Annotated in this window: 18 protein-coding genes; 7 read left to right on the top strand and 11 right to left on the bottom strand. The window is 66.9% G+C overall.

Features of this window, described 5'->3' with window-relative positions; translation table 11 throughout:
- Positions 1-75 precede the first annotated feature (75 nt).
- From ACQEVO_RS17825 to ACQEVO_RS17810, 4 genes are all read right to left on the bottom strand, one after another.
- A complete protein-coding gene (locus ACQEVO_RS17825; protein ID WP_432913549.1) occupies positions 76-507 on the bottom strand; it encodes a HEAT repeat domain-containing protein in 432 nt (143 codons plus the stop codon).
- Positions 504-1,781, bottom strand: coding sequence for an IS256 family transposase (locus tag ACQEVO_RS17820; RefSeq protein WP_432913547.1), 1,278 nt, complete (start codon positions 1,779-1,781; stop codon positions 504-506). Before ACQEVO_RS17820 ends, ACQEVO_RS17825 begins: the two co-directional genes overlap by 4 nt.
- 123 nt (positions 1,782-1,904) lie before the next feature.
- Positions 1,905-3,263 (bottom strand): NtaA/DmoA family FMN-dependent monooxygenase, encoded by a 1,359-nt coding sequence (locus ACQEVO_RS17815; RefSeq protein ID WP_432914606.1) that lies wholly within the window; start codon positions 3,261-3,263, stop codon positions 1,905-1,907.
- 11 nt (positions 3,264-3,274) lie between these two features.
- The gene (locus ACQEVO_RS17810; RefSeq protein ID WP_280422314.1) at positions 3,275-4,486 is read right to left on the bottom strand and encodes an LLM class flavin-dependent oxidoreductase; all 1,212 of its coding nucleotides are present in this window, start codon (positions 4,484-4,486) and stop codon (positions 3,275-3,277) included.
- 704 nt (positions 4,487-5,190) lie between these two features.
- Between ACQEVO_RS17810 and ACQEVO_RS17805 the strand changes: the two genes are divergently transcribed.
- The 5 genes from ACQEVO_RS17805 to ACQEVO_RS17785 all read left to right on the top strand — a co-directional run bounded on the left by ACQEVO_RS17805 (position 5,191) and on the right by ACQEVO_RS17785 (position 10,000).
- Positions 5,191-6,132 carry an amino acid ABC transporter permease gene (locus ACQEVO_RS17805; protein WP_432914602.1) on the top strand — a complete coding sequence of 314 codons (942 nt, stop codon included), beginning with the start codon at positions 5,191-5,193 and terminating at the stop codon, positions 6,130-6,132.
- 34 nt (positions 6,133-6,166) lie between these two features.
- Positions 6,167-6,949: an amino acid ABC transporter ATP-binding protein gene (locus ACQEVO_RS17800; RefSeq protein ID WP_432914599.1), complete on the top strand. Its 783-nt coding sequence runs from the start codon at positions 6,167-6,169 to the stop codon at positions 6,947-6,949.
- A 49-nt stretch (positions 6,950-6,998) separates the two neighbouring features.
- The gene (locus ACQEVO_RS17795) at positions 6,999-7,982 is read left to right on the top strand and encodes an ABC transporter substrate-binding protein (protein WP_432914596.1); all 984 of its coding nucleotides are present in this window, start codon (positions 6,999-7,001) and stop codon (positions 7,980-7,982) included.
- Positions 7,983-7,985: 3 nt separating this feature from the next.
- Positions 7,986-8,498 (top strand): GNAT family N-acetyltransferase, encoded by a 513-nt coding sequence (locus ACQEVO_RS17790; RefSeq protein ID WP_432914593.1) that lies wholly within the window; start codon positions 7,986-7,988, stop codon positions 8,496-8,498.
- 152 nt (positions 8,499-8,650) lie between these two features.
- The gene (locus ACQEVO_RS17785) at positions 8,651-10,000 is read left to right on the top strand and encodes an alpha/beta hydrolase-fold protein (protein ID WP_432914591.1); all 1,350 of its coding nucleotides are present in this window, start codon (positions 8,651-8,653) and stop codon (positions 9,998-10,000) included.
- A gap of 85 nt (positions 10,001-10,085) precedes the next feature.
- On the opposite strand, the gene ACQEVO_RS17780 is transcribed toward ACQEVO_RS17785, so the two are convergent.
- The 6 genes from ACQEVO_RS17780 to ACQEVO_RS17755 form a co-directional block, all read right to left on the bottom strand.
- Positions 10,086-10,475 carry an alpha/beta fold hydrolase gene (locus ACQEVO_RS17780; RefSeq protein ID WP_432914588.1) on the bottom strand — a complete coding sequence of 130 codons (390 nt, stop codon included), beginning with the start codon at positions 10,473-10,475 and terminating at the stop codon, positions 10,086-10,088.
- 393 nt (positions 10,476-10,868) lie between these two features.
- On the bottom strand, positions 10,869-12,074 hold the full coding sequence (locus ACQEVO_RS17775; protein WP_432914585.1) for an MFS transporter: 1,206 nt from the start codon (positions 12,072-12,074) through the stop codon (positions 10,869-10,871).
- A 31-nt stretch (positions 12,075-12,105) separates the two neighbouring features.
- Positions 12,106-13,254 carry an aromatic ring-hydroxylating oxygenase subunit alpha gene (locus ACQEVO_RS17770; protein WP_432914582.1) on the bottom strand — a complete coding sequence of 383 codons (1,149 nt, stop codon included), beginning with the start codon at positions 13,252-13,254 and terminating at the stop codon, positions 12,106-12,108.
- Between the two features lie 192 nt (positions 13,255-13,446).
- The gene (locus tag ACQEVO_RS17765; protein ID WP_432914579.1) at positions 13,447-14,109 is read right to left on the bottom strand and encodes a methionine ABC transporter permease; all 663 of its coding nucleotides are present in this window, start codon (positions 14,107-14,109) and stop codon (positions 13,447-13,449) included.
- Positions 14,110-14,121: 12 nt separating this feature from the next.
- Positions 14,122-15,147, bottom strand: a complete 1,026-nt coding sequence (locus tag ACQEVO_RS17760; RefSeq protein ID WP_432914576.1) for a methionine ABC transporter ATP-binding protein — start codon at positions 15,145-15,147, stop codon at positions 14,122-14,124.
- Positions 15,144-16,013, bottom strand: coding sequence for a MetQ/NlpA family ABC transporter substrate-binding protein (locus ACQEVO_RS17755; RefSeq protein ID WP_432914573.1), 870 nt, complete (start codon positions 16,011-16,013; stop codon positions 15,144-15,146). The genes ACQEVO_RS17760 and ACQEVO_RS17755 overlap by 4 nt, the downstream gene beginning before the upstream one ends.
- Positions 16,014-16,328: 315 nt before the next feature.
- Here ACQEVO_RS17755 and ACQEVO_RS17750 point away from each other — a divergent pair, with 315 nt between their 5' ends.
- On the top strand, positions 16,329-17,126 hold the full coding sequence (locus tag ACQEVO_RS17750; protein WP_432914570.1) for an SDR family NAD(P)-dependent oxidoreductase: 798 nt from the start codon (positions 16,329-16,331) through the stop codon (positions 17,124-17,126).
- 17 nt (positions 17,127-17,143) lie between these two features.
- Here ACQEVO_RS17750 and ACQEVO_RS17745 read toward each other — a convergent pair whose 3' ends face one another.
- Complete coding sequence (locus ACQEVO_RS17745; protein WP_432914567.1) at positions 17,144-17,980, bottom strand: helix-turn-helix domain-containing protein; 837 nt, start codon at positions 17,978-17,980, stop codon at positions 17,144-17,146.
- Between the two features lie 101 nt (positions 17,981-18,081).
- Here ACQEVO_RS17745 and ACQEVO_RS17740 point away from each other — a divergent pair, with 101 nt between their 5' ends.
- On the top strand, positions 18,082-18,627 hold the full coding sequence (locus ACQEVO_RS17740) for a YceI family protein (RefSeq protein WP_432914564.1): 546 nt from the start codon (positions 18,082-18,084) through the stop codon (positions 18,625-18,627).
- Positions 18,628-18,705: the final 78 nt, after the last annotated feature.

Below are 18,705 nucleotides of genomic sequence, written 5' to 3'. Positions count from 1 at the left end.
AGGGCTCCCGGCCTGTCCCGATGAGGGGGACAGGCCGGGTACCGCGAGCAATTGTCAATAGTTGTGGATGGCGGCTTACGGGATGGTGCGTCCGGGGAGTTCGGTGAGGGCTTCGGCGGCAGAGGCACGGACGGCGGCGTTGGGGTGGTCAAGGAAGGTTTCGATTGTCGGCCGGGCGTCCGGATCGTGGGTGCACGCGAGGATCATGAGGGCGTAGTCGAGCAGGGTCGGCGGCATCGCGCCCAGCAGGGCGCGTAACGGCTCGAACAGCTGCAGGCTGAAGCAATAAGGGCCGAAGGCCTCGGAGATGGCGTTGAGAGCGGCTTCCTGCACGGAGGGGTCGGTCTCGGTGGTGAGAAGTGCGACGAGGCGGCTGACGGCTGTTTCGGCGTCGGCTTCGTTGAGCACGGCGCGGCCCAGGAGGTCGGCGAGATATTCGACAGCGAGGTCGCGGTGGCGGGGGTTGTCGTGGGTGATGCCCGCCAGGGCGGCCTGTAGCGGGTTCACGCGGCCACCTCGTCGTTGCGCTCGATGAGTTTCCCGTTGCGGAAGGTTGCCCCAGCGCGGACGAGGGCGACCAACCCAGGCGCGTTGACCTTGCGCCACCGCTGCTCGGCGGCCTGAATGAGCTTGAACACCATGGCGAGCCCTGCCGCACGAGAGCCCGGCCCCTTGGTGACCTTGCTCCGCAATCGCACAGTGGCGAAGGTAGATTCGATCGGATTCGTCGTTCTCAGATGGATCCAGTGCTCGGCCGGGTAGTTGTAGAACTCCAGCAGCACGTCGGCGTCCTCGACGATCTTGGCGACGGCCTTCGGGAACTTCGCGCCGTAGTCCCGCTCGAACGCCGTGATCGCGAGGCGGGCCGAGTCGGCGTCCTCGGCGTTGTAGATCTCCTTCATCGCCGCCACCGCGCCGGGATGGGCCGACTTCGGCAGCGCGGCAAGGACATTGCCCTGCTTATGCCACCAACAACGCTGTTCCTTCGTCTCGGGGAAGACCTCGCGCAGCGCCTTCCAGAACCCCATCGCGCCGTCGCCGACCGCCAGGACCGGGGCACGCATGCCGCGACGGCGGCAGTCGCGCAGCAGGTCGGCCCACGACTCGCTCGACTCGCGGAACCCGTCTGTCAGCGCGACGAGCTCCTTGCGGCCGTCGGCGCGCACCCCGATCACCACCAGCAGGCACAGTTTCTCCTGCTCCAGCCGGATTCTCAGGTGGATGCCGTCGACCCACAGGTACACATAGTCCACTGCCGCCAGGTCGCGGCGCCCGAAGGCGCGGGCCTCGTCCTGCCACTGCGTGGTCAACCTGGTGATCGACGCGGCCGACAGACCCGCGCCGGTGCCCAGGAACTGCTCTAGCGCCGGAGCGAAGTCGCCCGAGGACAGGCCGTGCAGGTACAGCAGCGGCAGCACCTCGCTGATCTGCGGCGATTTCCGGCACCAAGCGGGCAGAATCGCTGAGGAGAAGCGCAGGCGCGCACCGGTTTCCGGATCGGTGCGCTTATCGTTGACCCGCGGCGCACGCACCTCGACCGCACCCGCTGCGGTGAGCACAGCCCGTTCAGTGTGATAGCCGTTGCGCACCACCAGCCGCCGCCCATTCTCGTCGACCTGGTCGGCGAACTGCTCGACATAGGCGGCGACCTCGGCCTGCAACGCCGCGGCCAGCATCCGCCGAGCACCCTCACGCACGATCTCGTCGATCGGCGAACACGACTCGCCGCCCGCCACGCCGTCCCCATTGGAGCTGGCGCCGCCGTCGATTACCTTGAACATCCGGGACGTACCTTCCCGCCCGGCGTTGGCGCGCCGGACTGATCAGATCCTTGGCTTTCAGATCATCCAGGAAGGTACATCCTCCCCGGTCATCCACAGGTTCTGATCATTGCTCGGTACCGCTCATTCGGCCGCGACCGCCGAGCCCACGTTCGCCAGCCCGAGATTCTCGCGCAGAGTGGTACCGGTGTACTCGGCCCGCAGCACCCCACGATCCTGTAGCAACGGCACCACCCGGTCGACGAATTCGTCCAGACCCCACGGCACCAGATGGGAGCCGAGGATGAACCCGTCCGAGCCGTCACTCTGGACGAAGCTGTCGATCTGTTCGGCGACCTGCGCGGGTGTACCGACGAGCGGCCCCCGCTCGAACTGGTCGAGCACCACTTCCCGCAATGTCAGTTTCTTCGCCTCGGCGACCTCGCGCAGCCGCCGCACCGTGGCGAAGCGGTCTTGATGCACGAACGCGCGCCCCTGGATGATCGGCGGGGCGTCGGGATCGGGGTCGATATCGGGTACCGGGCCTTCCGGATCGTAATCGGACAGATCGCGATTCCACAGTTGTTCGAGCAGGATCAGCGCGGTCTGCCCGGTGACCTGTTCGTTGCGGACGGCATGGTATTTCTCCACCGCTTCGGCCTCGGTATCGCCGAGCACGAAACTCGCCGACGGCAGGATCTTGATATCGTCGGCCGCCCGCCCCGCTGCCACCGCGCGGGCCTTGATATCGCGGTAGAACTCCGCCGCCTCCGGTAGCTGTCCGTACGGGGAGAAAATCGCATCGGCATTGGCGGCCGCGAAATCGCGGCCCTGCGGTGACACCCCCGCCTGCAGGATCACCGGCCGGCCCTGCGGGCTACGTGGCACAGTGAACCGGCCGGAGATATCGAACTGGGCGCCGCCGAAGGCGAACGCGCCGGCCTCCGGGCGGGCCGTGAACCGGCCGGAGGCCTTGTCCGCGAGCACATCGCCGTCCGCCCACGAATCCCAGAGTTCACGTACCGCGGCCAAGGTCTCCGCGGCCCGCACGTACCGGTCGGCGGGGTCGAGGAAGCCGCCGCGGCGGAAATTTCCACCGGTGAACGCGTCGAAGGAGGTCACCACATTCCACGCGGCGCGCCCGCCGGACAGATGGTCGAGACTGGCGAAGCGGCGGGCCAGCTCGTACGGCTCGTTGAAGGTGGTGTTGATCGTGCCCGCCAGGCCCAGATGTTCGGTCACGGCGGCAAGGGAGGCGAGGACGGTGAAGGTATCCGGGCGGCCGATGATGTCCTGGTCGAAGATCTTGCCCGCGCGTTCGCGCAGGACCAGTCCCTCGGCGAGGAAGAAGAAATCGAACCGGCCGCGTTCCGCGGTGCGCGCGGTGTGTTCGAAACTGCTGAAATCGATCTGGCTACCGGCCTCGGGATCCCACCACGCGGTGTGATGGTTCACGCCACCGAGGTAGGCGCCGAGAATGACCTGTTTCCGGGGAGTACTCATGCTGACCTCGCTCAGGCAGTCGCGTAACGGTTGGGCACGGTGGTGGGCAGGCCGAGCAGCGCGCGCAGGGGCCCGTCCGGGTATCCGGTGCGGAAGACGCCGCGGCGCTGGAGTGCGGGAACCAGCCGGTCGGTGATCGCGGCGAGGTCGTCGACCGCGACGCCCGGCCGCAGCCGGAACCCGTCGACGCCCCGCGCGGCCCAGTCGACGAGCAGATCGGCGAGGTCGTCGGCGCTGCCGGCGAAGATCGCGGCGTCCGAGACGAATTCGGCTCCGGCGGTATCGTCGAGCCGGGCCAGGCGTTGCGGTCCGGTGGTGTCGGCGGTATCCAGGAAGACCACCAGATCCGCATACGTCCGCAGTGGTTCCCCGGTCCGCCCCACCGCGTCCGCGGCGGCGGCGACTTGTTCGAGTATCGCTTCCGGTCCGGTATCGCGCGCCGGGGTGACGAAGACGAGATCTGCACTGCGCGCCGCGAATTCGTAGATCAGCGGTGCATGCGCGAGTGCGGTGACCACCGGCTGCCCCTGCGGCGGCCGCGGGGTGATCGACGGCCCGCGGACGTCGAAGTAACGCCCCCGGAAATCGATGTAGTGCAGCTTGCCGCGGTCGATGAACCGCCGGGTGGCAACGTCACGGATCTCGGCGCCGTCCTCCCAGCTGTCCCACAACCGCCGGACCACCTCCACGGCGTCGGCCGCTTCGTCGAACAAGTCCCGGACGAAATCGGGGAACGTGCCGGTGGCGTGGGCCTGCGCGAGTTCGGCGCCGGTGAGTTCGGGTACGGTGCGCCGCCCGAAATGCGCGGCCTCCGCGGCCGTGGCCGAGACCCGGGCCTGCCAGCCCGCCCGGCCGCGCGAGGTGTAGTCGAGGGTCGCGAGCGCGGTCGAGACATGGAACGGTTCGGTATGGGTGGTGGTGATCGTCGGGATGAGGCCGATATGCCGGGTGACCGGCGCGATCCGGGCGGCGATCAGATGGGCGTCGATCCGGGCCCGCACGCGGTCGGCCGGTCCGCCGTCGGCGGTGCCGCGGTCACCGGGAACCGCCAGACTGTCGTCGATGCTCACGAAGTCGAGCAGGCCGCGCTGCGCGGTCGTGGCGAGGTCGGTCCAGTAGCCGGCGGTGAAGAGTTCGGCCGGCCGGGAATTCGGCTCCCGCCACGCGGCAGGATGCCATCCCGCCCCGTCGAGCGCTACGCCGACATGTAGTTGCTGCGCCATGGTCTCCCGTTTCCTGTGCGTCCGCGAGTGGTGTACGGGTGAACGCGGGGTTCGCCGGGACACGGCCGGCTTTGCGGGGATCGGCGGGCCGAGCGGATCGCCCGCGGCTCGTCGCGGCGACGTTCCGCTCACGCGTCAGACCTGGTAGGGGAGCCACCGAGGATCTCCGAGCTGCTGCTGCGGAATTCCGGGCAGCCGGTGTCAACGATTGGGATCAACCCGAGCCGGCCGGAATGCGCCGGCTCCACCCGGCGGCGATTCGCCGGATGCCGCGGTCGCAGGACGGCGCCGAGCGCCTCCCGCAGACGCTCACGTCGCTGCCGGCGAAGGGGCGTCCCGCCCTGTGCCGCCAACGGTGCTCGGCCACTGCTGTGAGCCGGACGAGCGCGCCAACCCGGTGCGGGCCTTGCCCACGGCGACTCCGATGCGACCGGCGAGCACGCCCACGGCGGCCCGCGGGCGACCGGTGGGCATTCGCACGGCGGTGCCGAGGTGGCCGAGCATGCGGTGGGCGGGCCGGCCGCCCGGATATTGCCGACGCTCGATTGGACTCACGCTGAACATGAACGGCGACAACGAACTACCGCGGCGCCTACATTCGGCTCACCATCCGCAGGGACCAGGGGGCGAGCCGCACCGGCCGGTGCCGCACCCCGATATCGGGCCGGTACCACCACCGAGCCCGCCGGAGGACTGATCGTGTCATGAACACAGTCGCAACGGTCGACGACGACCCCGCTGCGGCGGTCGACGAGACCGCCCTGCCGGTGGCGCGGCGATGGCATCCGTGGCGGTGGGCGGTGTCGGCGGTCGCGCTGACCCTGGTCGCCCAGTTCGTGCACGGGCTGGTCACCAACCCGGGCTGGGACTGGCCGACCTTCCTCGAGTACTTCACCGCGGACGCGGTGCTGAAGGCGCTGCGGGTGACCGTGGAGCTCACCCTGTACGGCACGTTCTTCGGATTCCTGCTGGGTGTCTGGCTCGCCATCGGGCGGCTCTCCCACAATCCGGTCCTGCAGGTGATCTCGTGGACCTACATCTGGGCGTTCCGGTCGATCCCGCTGATCGTGCAGCTGCTGTTCTGGTTCAACCTCGCCTACCTCTACCGAACCCTGTCCCTCGGAGTCCCGTTCGGTCCCGCGTTCGTCACTTTCGACGTGAACGGTGTGATCAGCGGCTTCGCCGCCGCCGTGATCGGGCTGGCGCTGCATCAGGCCGCCTACGCGGCGGAGATCATCCGGGCGGGCATCATCTCCGTCGATCCCGGCCAGGTGGAGGCGGCGAAATCACTGGGGCTGCCGTGGCGGCGGCAGTTCTTCACCATCGTCGCGCCGCAGGCGATGCGCGGGATCCTGCCGAACGCTGTCAACGAGGTCATCAGCCTGTTCAAAGGCACCTCGATCGTTTCGGTGATGGCGATCGCCGAACTCTTCTACCAGGTCCAGGTGATCTTCGGCCGCAACGGCCGGGTGGTGCCGCTGCTGATGGTCGCCACGGTCTGGTACATCGTGCTCACCACCATCCTCACGGTCGCCCAGTACTACATCGAACGCCATTTCGCGAAGGGCAGCGAACGCGAACTACCGCCTACGCCGCTCCAGCGAGTCCGCCGGAAAATCGCCGAGATCACCGCGGAGCGCCGGTGAGCAGTCTGTTCGGCGCCGAACCAGGGGAGTGGAGATGACCGGGCCCGGCCAGTCACCCGAGTACGCCGTCGAATTACGCGGCGTCCGGAAATCGTATTCGGGCACCGAGGTATTGCGCGGAGTCGATCTGGCCGTGCGCCCCGGCGAGGTGACCGCCATCCTCGGACCGTCCGGTTCGGGGAAGTCCACGCTGCTGCGCCTGATCAACCACCTGGAGAAGGTCGACGCGGGCACCGTGCGGGTGGGCGGCGAACTCGTCGGCTACAGCCGCAAGGACGGCAAACTGCACGAACTGCGCGAGCGGGAAATACTGCGGCAGCGTTCCCGGATCGGCTTCGTCTTCCAGAACTTCAACCTGTTTCCGCACCTCACGGTGCTGGAGAATGTCGCGCTGGCACCGATCTCCGCGCAGGGCCGCCCCCGGGCCGAGGCCGAAGCGGCCGCCACCGAACTACTGGAACGGGTCGGGCTCGGGGACCGGACCACCGCCTACCCCCGGCAGCTGTCCGGCGGGCAGCAGCAGCGGGTCGCGATCGCGCGGGCACTGGACCTGCGGCCGAAGGTGATCCTCTTCGACGAACCCACCTCCGCCCTGGACCCCGAACTCGTCGGTGAAGTGCTCGACGCCATCCGCGGTCTGGTCCGCGACGGCGCGACCCTGGTGATCGTCACCCACGAGGTCGGGTTCGCCCGGGAGATCGCCGACACCGTCGTCCTGCTGAATGCCGGCCGCATCGTCGAACAGGGACCACCGCACCAGGTGCTCGACAACCCCGGCCACCCGCGCACCAAAGCCTTTCTGGCGCATGTGCTCTGAGCGGCCCTCGCCCGAGCCACCGATTTCGGAGAAGTGAAGGACAACCCCCATGCGTTTTGCCCGAACCGGCCGGCGGCGCGCCGCACTGGCCGCCGCACTCACCACTGTCGCGCTGGTGACGGCCGCCTGCGGTGGCGGCGGAGAGGTCGGTAACGAGGTCCGCACCGCCGACGGACAGGTTTTCGACCTCTCCCCGGAACAACCGACGCGCGTGCGCACCGGCAAGGTCGACGCCATCGCCGCCCAGGTCCCGCAAACCATCCGGGACCGCGGCACCCTGGTCGTCACCGGTTCGTCCACCACCGGCCCACCGCTGCGGTTCTACGCCACCGACGACCGGACGATCGTCGGCTCGGAAGTCGACTTCGCCTACCTGGTCGCCGATATTCTCGGACTCCGGCTCGACGTCCGCGCGGCCGACTGGTCGCAGAATTTCGTGAAGATCGATTCCGGCGAGGTGGACGCCTTCATCTCCAATGTCACCGTCACCGAGGAACGTAAAGAGAAATACGACTTCGCCACCTACCGGCTCGACAATATCGCGCTGGAAATCCCCGAGGACGACGACTGGACCTACACCGACCGGAAATCACTGGCCGGTAAACGGATCGGCGTCGGCAGCGGCACCAACCAGGAACAGCTGCTGGTCGAATGGAACGAAAGCAATATCGCCGAGGGCCTACCCGCCATCGATATCGCCTACTACCAGCAGACCACCGACTACTATCTGGCGCTGTCCTCACACCGCATCGACGGTTTCCTCGGACCCAACCCCGTAGCCGTCTACCACTCCGCAACTTCCGGTGATACGAAGATCGCCGCCACCCTGTCCGGCGCGGGCGAGGCGTTGCAGGCCGAGATCGCCGTGACCACCAAGAAGGGCAACGGCCTGATCGGCGCGATCCACCAGGCGCTGCAGTACGCCATCGACAACGGCACCTACCAGCAGGTCATCGACCGCTGGGGCCTGCAGAGCGAGGCCGTGCCGCAGTCGCGCATCAACCCGCCCGGACTACCGAAACAGCAGGCCTGACCGATGCGCCGCATCCACCACGTAGCCCAGGACGACCCGCTCGCTGCCCCGCTCCTCACCGAACTGTCCATCGAATACAGCACCCGCTACGGCCGCACCGCCGCCGAAATCCGTGACGAATTGGCGACCTACCCCGCCGCCGAATTCGCGCCTCCGTCCGGCGGGTTACTGGTGGTGACCGAGCACGGTGAACCGGTGGCAGGCGGCGCCTTCCGCCGCTACGACGCGAACACCGCGGAGCTGAAACGCATCTGGACCGCCCGCGGCCACCGCCGCCGCGGCCTCGGCCGGCTGGTACTCGCCGAACTGGAAACCGAGATCACCCGCCGCGGCTACCAGCGCATCTACCTCACCACCGGCCCCCGCCAGCCCGAGGCGGTCGCGCTGTACAACGCCGCCGGATACACGGCCCTGGAGCGCGTGATCGAGCACGAGGTCGGGCGACTACATCCCTTCGAGAAGCAGCTGAATACCGGTGCGGCCCCCCGGTCAGGCGGCACGAAGGCCTACACGTGAGACGATCTCGATCGGCCACCCTCGGACCCGAACTGTGACAACAGATGACGGGAGGATGCCTGGATGGCCATCGCTGATTCAGAATGGACTGCTGGACAACGAATTCCCATCGATGGACACTAGAGCAATCTGCTATCGATGGGGTGAATCGAATGGTCAGAACCCACACCGTTGTCGCCGGTGAAACGTTGCCTGCCCTCGCGTTGCGCTACTACGCCGACGCCGAACTCCAGCGGCTGATAGCCACGGCCAGCGGGATTCCCGACCCCGACGCCGTCGGCGTGGGGCAACAACTGATAATTCCCGACTTCGCGAGATACACGACCCGCTCCGGAGACACGCTGTCCGCCTTGGCGGCACGCTTCTACGACGACCCCTCGCTGTCCGCACTAATCGCCGCGGCCAGCGGAATCACCGAACTCGAAGCCGTTGCCGGGGAGCAGCATCTGATAATCCCCGAGCTCACCAGGTGCACAGTTCTCGCCGGGGATACGCTGTCGGCCTTGGCTGCTCGCTTCTATGGCGATGTCTCGTTCTCCCCGGTGATCGCCTCCGTCAACGGCATCGCCGATCCCGACTACATCGACGCCGGGACCGTACTCACCATATTCGTCGGGCGCAGTGACGGATTCGGACTGACGATCGTGGATCGCAACGAGGACGACCCACGCATGTGGTACTACCGGTTCCAGAGCCAGGCGATGGGCTGGAACCCCGGGGTCAACGTCCTGCTTCCCGACGGCTACCACACCAGCGGACTGAACTATCCGGTCCTCTACCTACTTCACGGCGGCGGCGTCGACCAGGACTTCCGCACGTTCGACTTCCTGGGCATCCGCGAATTGACGGCCGGAAAACCGATCATCGTCGTCATGCCCGACGGCGGCCACGCGGGCTGGTATTCCAACCCGGTCGCCTCGTTCGTCGGCCCGCGCAACTGGGAGACGTTCCACATTGCCCAGCTGGTTCCCTGGATCGACGCGAATTTCCGGACATTCGCGGAGTACGAGGGGCGCGCCGTCTCCGGGTTCTCGATGGGCGGCTTCGGTGCCCTGAAATACACGGCCAAGTACCCCGGCTACTTCGCTTCGGTCAGCGCCCATTCCGGCCCCGCGAGTCTGCGCCGCGATTTCGGCCTGGTCGTTCACTGGGCAAACCTGTCCTCGGCGGCTGTGGAATTGGGTGGCGGCACCATCTACGGCGCACCGTTCTGGAACCAGGCCAGGGTCACCGCCGACAACCCGGTGCAGCGTATCGACAGCTACCGCAACAAACGGATCTTCCTGGTCGCCGGCACCAGTCCGAGCCCGATCAACTGGTTCGACAGCGTGAACGAAACCCAGGTGCTCGCCGGCCAGCGCGAGTTCCGCGAACGCCTCGGCGACGCCGGAATCCCGCATGAAGCATACGAGCCGTCCGGCGGTCACGTATTCCGGCCCGAACTGTTCACCGTCGACCTCGACGGCATCATCGCCCGGCTGCGACCAGCGGCTCCCGTGTAGTGACCGGGTGGCCCTCCCGCTCGAGTGGCCGGCGGATGCGCCCGCTGCATCGCGAGGGCACGGACGGCCCCCATCGGTCGCGCGTTCACCGTCGTTCCAGCGCGTCCGTGCGTGAGCGCAGGAACGGGAGCATCTGGACGAGAAGCGCTTCGGGCCGGTCGAGTGGGATGATGTGACCGCAGTCCGGGATCACGTGGCCGGTGAGGTCATCGGCGACCGTGCTCAGCTGCCGGTGCAGGGCGGGGCCGACACTTCCGGCGCCCAACTTCACCGGCCCGCGCAGGGGGAGTGGGCCCGGCCGGGCTACCTGTTCGTCGAGCCTCGTCGTCACGTTGCGACCCTCGATCTGCTCGACGACGCCGAGACCGTAGCTTTTGCCGGCGCTGTCCGCGCGTCGATCGGTGCCCTGCGCCGGGTTCTCGAACCCGCCCACGTCTTCGCGTTCGTGGCGGGTCTGAGCGCGGCCGGTATTCACCTCCACCAGCATATTTCTACCCGGTCGTCCGATATCGCACAAAATGTGCCGTGGCACGATGCCGATTCTGCGGGCGCGCCGAAGATCCCGACATCCGGGCTCGATGCGTTGTGCGCCGAGCCGGCGTCCGCGTTCCCGGGCAGCACGTAACCGAACCCGCGCGCATTGCCGCTGTAAACGAGTATCCGAATGTGAGCGTCGATTCGAACCGGCGACATTCCGCGATCGGATACCGGCCACCGGTCGAATACGAATACGAACACCTCTACCATCAACAGACCATCTCGGCCGAGGTGGCCCGAACTGAGCAGGCCGCCTTCTGCGGTCTATCCCACGAGTCGTGGTCCAGCAAGTGCCGACTTCCGGCCTGTACCGCGTGGTCCGGATTCAGTGTTATGGAGATACTTCTGCTGTTGGTTCGGTGGGGATGGCCGGTAGCGGTGCACACCAGGTCTCGCGGGCGAAGCAGACGGAAGCCACCCCGGCCGCGGAAACCCCGGCCATGAGTGCCAGTGCCCATCCCCAATCTGCTCCGCTGTCGATCACCAGGCCGAACAGTGGCTGTAACGCAGCAGATGCGGCGAAAACGCCGGCATTGAGAACCGCAAGCGCCGTGGCGGCTATCTCGGCGGGTACGGACTCCTTCAAGGCTGCGAACGATATGGTTACCTGCGAAGCGGCCGCGCCGACAAGGGCGTACAGGCCCAATCCCTGCCAACCGGCTTCCCAGGGTAACGCGGCGAGTCCGACCCAACCGAGTGCGGCAATACTGCTGGTCCCCAGCAGAAACGGCTTGCGGCGCCCTACACGGTCGGACCACACGCCGATGACGAGACATCCCACGCCGTAAACGGCCAACGCGCCGGTGGTGTATGCCGCCGCGACCGTGTTGGACAGACCGCGGGTTTCGGTGAGCAGCGGAACGCCCCACAGTCCGGCGAAGGCGTAGAAGGTGCCGTTGGTGCCGAGGGTTGCCAACAGCAGCGGCCACAGTTCACGACTCCGAAGCGCGGTACGCAGACCGCCCCAACTGCTACCGCGGTGTGCTGTGGGTTCGGCGGTCGCCCATGCCGGCCGGTTGCGTACCACGACCGCCACTGCTACCGACAGCACCAGTCCGACCATTGCGGCGACCGAGAAGATCTGCCGCCATGTGAAATGCTCCAACAACCATGCTGTGGGTGATCCGGCAACGATGGCGCCGCAGGTCGCCAGCAGCATGGTGATGCCGGTGACCAGGCCGTAGCGTTCGGGGCGAAACCAGGCCGCATTGTATTTCATGATGCCGACGAACACCACGGATAGGCCGGCGCCGGTCAGCAACGGTCCCGCCGAGGCCATGGCCAAGCTCTCGGCCCCCGCGAGTACGAAGGATCCGGCGGCAGTTACCAGCGAGCCGACGGTGACGCACCAGCGGGTGCCGTAGCGGTCCACGAGCATCCCGGCCGGTATCTGTGCCGCCGTGTACATCCAGAAATGCCATGAAGCCAAGGCACCGAGCGCTGTACCGCCGGCGTCCAGGTCGGCAGAGAGTGCCTCCGCGGAGGTTGCGGGAGCGAACCGGTGGAAGAAGCCGAGCAGGAAACAGCCTGCGAGCATCGACCACCCGGCCAGACGGAGTATGGGTGGGCTAAGCACTGAGAACCTGATCCAGTATCCAGTTGTCGAGCTGGTGCACGACATGTTCCTCCGGTAGATAGCAGCCCGGTGCGGAGGAATTGAGGCCCTTTTGCTGGTGCTCGGTGATCCAGTCGTCCTCTTCGATGACCTGATCGAGACGCTTGTAGTAGCGTTTGGACACTTCGTCGAAGTCGGGTCGTGCGATGGTCGAAGCGGGGAATGAGTATCCGACACGCACCCGTGTGCGGGTGGGTGAGTCCGGGATCTTGTGGATCCACCACATCACGTCCTGCGCGGTAACCAGGAAGAACCCGGGCAGAAGGATCGAGAAGTGGGTGCCTTTGGCGGCCTTGCCGGTCAAACCCTTGGCATGGGGAAATCCGGTGCCTCGCTCTTCCGGATACAGGGCCGGGGTGTGGTCGGACTCGTGGTAGACGCCGATCCAGTTGCCGGCGGAAGCCGAGACGGTGACAGGTTGCTCACCGATCGAACCGCGGTGGATGTGCTTGGTATGCAGGGTTTCCATATCTACCTCGACATACAACTTCCAATTGGAATCGAGGACATACTCTCGCTGGCTGACCGGGACCATCTGTGCTGTCTTATGTGGGGCGGCGACCGCGGTGATGAAGTTGCCGAGGTACTCGTCCAGAGTGAGTGAATTTGCCACATCTCCGAGATGGGCGAAGATCAGGCCCTCGCGGACTCCGCACGGCACCATGAGCAGGTCCCTGCCGAGCTCTCCGAGCTCGTCGCGTCCGTAACGGTGGAGGCCAGGGGCATGCCTGAGAACACCGTCGAGACCATACGTCCAGGAATGATAAGGGCAGCGAAAGCCCCGACAGGTTCCTGCCTGTTCGTCGATGATCAACGATCCGCGGTGGCGGCAGGAATTGCGAAACACCCGAATCTCGTGGTCGTCGCCGCGTACAACCAGCAGCGGCTCATCCAGCAGGCGCAGCGTGAAGTAGTCGCCAGGTTGCTGGATGGACGAGGCGAGTCCAGCGAAATGCCAAGCTGGACGGAACATGGTCTTTAGTTCCCGTTCGAACCAAGCCTGGTCGGTGTACACCGAGTGTGGCAAGGTGACAGCCCGATCCAGTGGCAGACGAGTTCCCGCGTAAAGATCAGGATCGAAAATACTTGCTGCAGTGTGCATTATGAAATCCCCCAGTCAGGACCATCCTTGGTCCAGAACGACGCTAGTAACGATGGCGGTGGAGAGTCAAGATCGGTACTACGACGAATTGCTGGGGTTCGCAGTCTATTTGGTTAACAAACCGTAGCTCGTTGTTGTCGTGGCGATGGACGACTTCGGACCGCTGCTCATCGCCTGCGATGCTGATCGAGGTCAGCGGCGGAGGACCTTCCGGGCCAGCCAGTTGCCGAGGAATTGGATGCCCTGCACACCGGCGATGATGAGCAGGGTGGCTACCAGGGTGACCTCCCAGTCGAAACGCTGGTAGCCGTAGACGAGGGCGAAATCGCCGAGGCCGCCGCCGCCCACCGTGCCCGCCATCGCGGACATGTCGACGATGGCGATGATGATGAAGGTGTAGCCGAGGATCAGCGGGCCCAGGGCTTCGGGGATGAGCAGGGTGAGGATGATTCGTAGCGGTCCGGCGCCCATGGCGCGGGCGGCTTCGATCACGCCGGGATCGACCGTGACCAGGTTCTGTTCGATGATCCGGGCGATCGCGAAGGACGCGGCCACGATCATGACGAAGGCGGCCGCTTCGGTGCCGATGGTGGTACCCACGACCTCCAGCGTCACCGGGCCCAGGGCGGCGAGCAGGATGATGAACGGGATCGGCCGCACGATATTGACGGCCACGTTCAACAGCCAGTGGATCGGGGCGTTGGCGAGCAGGCCGCCTTTGCGGGTGGTGTAGAGGGCGGTGCCGAGGAACAAGCCGATGAGCCCGCCCACCACGAAGGTGAGCAGAACGAGGTAGACGGTGGTGCCGATGGCTTCGGTGAGCAGTGGGCGCAGTTTGTCCCAGTCGGTCTGCATGCGGTGTTCTCGCTACCGTTGTCCGAGTTCGGTGATCACCTTGTCGACCGCGGCGTCGGGTCCGTCGAGAGCCAGGGTGATACTGCCGAAGGTTTTGTCCTGCAAGGTGCTCACGCCGCCGTACACCACTTCGAAATGCACGCCGGACTGTGCGGCGGTGGTGAGTGCGGGGCCGATACCGCGGGAGTCGTCGATATCGACGGTCACCAGCCGGCCCCGGTGCAGTTCGCCCAACCGGCGCAGCTCGTCGGGAGCGGGCCGGTTGTGCAGGACGGTGTCGACGAACGAGCGGGTGGGCGCCGAGCGCGGGGCGGCGAAGACGTCGAAGGTGTTCGCCAGCTCCACGATCCGGCCCTCGGCCAGCACCGCGACCCGGTCGGCGACCGCGCGGATCACATCCATTTCATGGGGGATGACCACGATCGTGACACCGAGTTCGGTATTGATCTTGCGCAACAGGCGCAGCACCTCGCCGGTCGTTTCGGGGTCGAGCGCGGAGGTGGCCTCGTCGGCCAGCAACAGCGCGGGGGAAGTCGCCAGCGCCCGGGCTATCCCGACCCGCTGTTTCTGCCCGCCGGAGAGCTGGTCGGGATAGCTGCGGGCCTTGTCGGACAGTCCCACGAAGTCGAGGAGTTCGGCGAGCCGTTCCTTACGTTTCGCCCGCGGCCACCCGGCCACTTTCAGGGGGTATTCGATATTGCCGGCCGCGGTGCGGGAGCGGAAGAGATCGAACTGCTGGAACACCATGCCGATATCGCGGCGCAGCTGCCGCACCCGGGCCTCCGGCACGCCCGTGATCGGTGCGCCGGCGATCTCGATGGTGCCGCTGGTCGGCTTCTCCAGTGCGTTGATCAACCGCACGAGCGTGCTCTTACCGGCCCCGGAATAACCGATCACGCCGAAGATCTCGCCCTGCTCGATCCGCAGGTCGATATCGGCCAGTGCGGTCTGCTCCTGCTTACCGGTGCGGAAAACCTTGGTCACCGACCGGAATTCGACCGCGGGAACGCTCGCCGGGCCGCCCGGTTTGCCGCTCACTGCCCGTCGCGGATGGTCTGCTGTACCCGCTGCAGGATCGGCGCGAGCTCGGCGCCGGTGCGGCGCACCTCCACCGAGGTGCCCTTGGAGGATTCGGCGACCGCCTGCTGGACCTCGGGGTCGTGCCAGATCTCGACGAGGCGCTGGTAGGTCGGATTGTCCTTGTCCTCGGCGCGGGTGACGAAGGCGTTGATATACGGTTCGGCGCCCGGGCTCTCCGGGTCGTCCTTGTAGAGCGCGGAGAGCGGGTCGATACCCGAGCGCTCGAGGAATGTGTTGTTGATGATCGAGGCGTCCACCGATTCGAGTGAGAGCGCGGTCTGCGCGGCATCGACGGGGGCCACCTTCACCTTGGATGCTCCCCGGTCGATATCGGCGGGGGAGGGGGCGAGGGTGTCCGAGGACAGTTTCACCAGTCCCGCCGCCTCCAGTACGAACAGCGCCCGGGCCTGGTTCGACGGGTCGTTGGGGACCGCGATCTCCCCGCCCGGCGGGATATCGGCCACCGACTTGTGTTTCTTCGAATACAGGCCGAGCGGCACGATCTGGGTGGCGCCGATCGGGGTGAGATCGGCATTGTTGGCGACGTTGTACTCGCCGAGGAACTGCAGATGCTGGAACAGGTTGATATCGATCTGCCCCTGTGACAGCGCGATATTGGGCTGGGAGTAGTCGGAATAGTTCGTGATCTCCAGCGTGATGCCCTGCTCCTGCGCCTTCCGCTCGAAGATATCCCACTCGGGACTGCTTTCGGTGGTGCCGATTCGCACCACATCGCCGGACCCGGAATCACCACCGCAGGCGGTGAGGGTCAGCGCCGCGGCCACCAGCACAGCGGGGATCGTCAGTAACCGAGGGAATTTCAACCCGTGCTCCCGAATACTCGTGGCGATATCGTCGCGGTAATCCCAGCCGCCTGCCCGGGTGGCGGCAATGGTTCGGATAGTGCTGAACCAAAACCTGGTTCGGTCCGCGGGTCCTCGCTATTTTGCGCAGAACCCGGGGACAGGCAGCCCAGGGGCGCCTTGCGTACCCGCGATGTTGCCCGCCGGACCCCGGCCACGCCTGCGTGAGCGTGCCGCAGTACGGCGCCGCCGTGCCCCGGCACGGCGCACACCGGGTTCGGCTCGAGTCGATCAAGATCGGCGACCGGGCGGGCGCCGGTTGTTAGCGTGGCTCGAATGGACCTGGAACTGGATGGGAAACGCGCGATCGTCACCGGCGGCAGCAAAGGGATCGGGCTGGCCGTTGCCCGTGGGCTCGCCGCCGAAGGGGTGGATGTGGTGCTGGCGGCACGTTCGGCCGAAACGCTCGAAACCGCGGCGCGTGCGGTGGCCGGTGAGTCGGGACGGCGGGTACTCGGCGTGGTCACCGATACCGGTGACGACGAGCAGGTCCGAGAGCTGGTTCAGCGCACCGTCGCTGAGCTGGGCGGAGTGGACATCCTGGTCAATGCGGCGGCGACACCGTGGAGCGCCGGGTCGGCCGCGGGTCTCGCCGACACCACCGACGACGTGGTGCGCCGGGAGATCGAGATCAAGGTTCTCGGCTATCTGCGGACCGCCCGCGCGGTGGCGCCGCATTTCGTGGCGCAGGGCTGGGGCCGGATCATCAATATCAGCGGGCTCGGTGCCCGGCAGGCCAATTCCATCGCGCAGACCGTCCGCAATATCAGTGTGTCCGCGGTGACCAAGAATCTGGCGGACGAACTCGGCCCGCACGGCGTGAACGTGACGGTCGTGCATCCGGGGCTGACCCGGACCGAACGCCTCACCCAGCGGTTGACCGCACAGGCCGCCGAATCCGGAAAGCCGGTCGCCGAACTCGAAGCGGAACTCGCGAAGAACACCGTGGGCCGGATCATCGATGCGCGGGAGGTCGCCGATGTGGTGACCTTCCTCGCCTCACCGCGCAGTATCGCGATCACCGGCGACGCCGTCGCGGCGGGCGGCGGTGTTCCCGGGCCGGTGTACTACTGACCGATATCGGTCGCAATTCACGCTCCGGCCGCCCGTGGCGGAACCAGGCGCAGGCCGGGGGCGGCCGCGGCGGAGCGGTCGAGGAGCCAGATCGCGAGGCTCTGGTCGGCATCGTTCTCCAGTATCTCGACCGGGACGTCGACGGCGCCGAGTTCGGGATGGTCGAACCGCAGGACCTTGGATATCGGCAGGCCCGCGCCCTGTGGTCGCCAGCGGGCCGCGAAATCGGGGTTCCTGCGCAGCGTGGCGATGGTGTCGCGCAGGACCGCGTCGCCGGGCCTGCGCAAGGTGGCGCGGCGCAGCAGTTCGGCGAAGGTATCGGCGGCACCGGCCCAGTTGTGCAGCATCCGCCGTGCCTGCGGATGCGAGTAGACGTAGTGGGCGAGGTTCACGTTCTCCCGCTCGTCCAGCAGTCCCAGCGGGCGGGCGAAATCCTCCCACGCCGAATTCCAGCCCAGTACATCCAGCCGCAGGCCGAGGACGAACGCCGGGGTGGGGTCCAGCGACCGCAGCACCGTCTCCATCGTCTCCGATACCTGCTCGCGAGCCGGTGCCGGTTCCGGACAGCGGGCCTCGTGGCCGCTGGTCATCGCCAGCCAGCCGAAAACGCTGCGTTCCCCCTCGTCGAGCAGCAGTGCCTGGGCGAGCGCCTCGATCACCGCGATCGACGGGTTGGTATCGCGACCCTGTTCCAGCCGGGCCAGATAGTCGGCGCTCACTCCGGCCCGGACGGCGACCTCCTCACGCCGCAGGCCCGGGGTGCGGCGCCGGCCGCCGCTGGGCAGGCCGAGATCGGCGGGACGCAGCTCGGCGCGGCGTCTGACCAGGTATTCCGCGAAGGCGTTGCGGGTCATTCCACCATGGTGCCGTGCCGGGGCGAGGCCAGCCACGCCCTGACAGTGCGGGGATAACCAGGGTCTGGCCGGCGGACCGCGGTCCGGAGATGGTGGGTCTCATGACGACAACACCGCATACCTCCACCACGACCCTGCGCGCCGGTTCGTGGGCCCTCGATTCCGCCCACTCGTCGGTGGCCTTCAGCATCCGTCACCTGGGCATCTCCAAGGTGCGCGGCCGGTTCGGCCGCTTCGACACCCGGTTCGAGGTCGACGACTCCGGCGCCGCCACCCTCGGCGCGACCATCCACCTCGATTCGTTCGACACCGGCAACCCCGACCGCGACGCGCATATCCGGGCCGCCGACTTCCTGGACGTCGCCAACCGGCCGACCCTCACCTTCCGCGCCACCGAACCGGTGCGGATCGCCGAGCAGTTCACCGTCACCGGAGAGGCCACGCTGGGTACGCTCACCGCGCCGGTCACCCTCGTGGTCGAATGGGGCGGGGTCGGCGATTTCGGTCCCGACGGCGAACGGCACGCCGGGTTCTCGGCGACCGGCACCATCAAACGCTCCGATTTCGCCGTAGGCGCCGCGCTACCCGGACTGTTGAGCGATACCGTCCAGATCGAACTGGAGATCCAGCTGATCGAACCGCGCTGACCGGCCGTGTCACCACGGGGCCTACTGTGTCGACCCCGGTGCTCCCGTCACGAATCGGCGGTCCGGCACCGGGGTCTC

This window comes from Nocardia sp. CA-290969, from assembly GCF_050936135.1.
GTDB lineage: Bacteria > Actinomycetota > Actinomycetes > Mycobacteriales > Mycobacteriaceae > Nocardia.
Note: the sequence above shows the minus strand (reverse complement) of the source record. Positions and strands in the feature narration are given on the sequence as shown.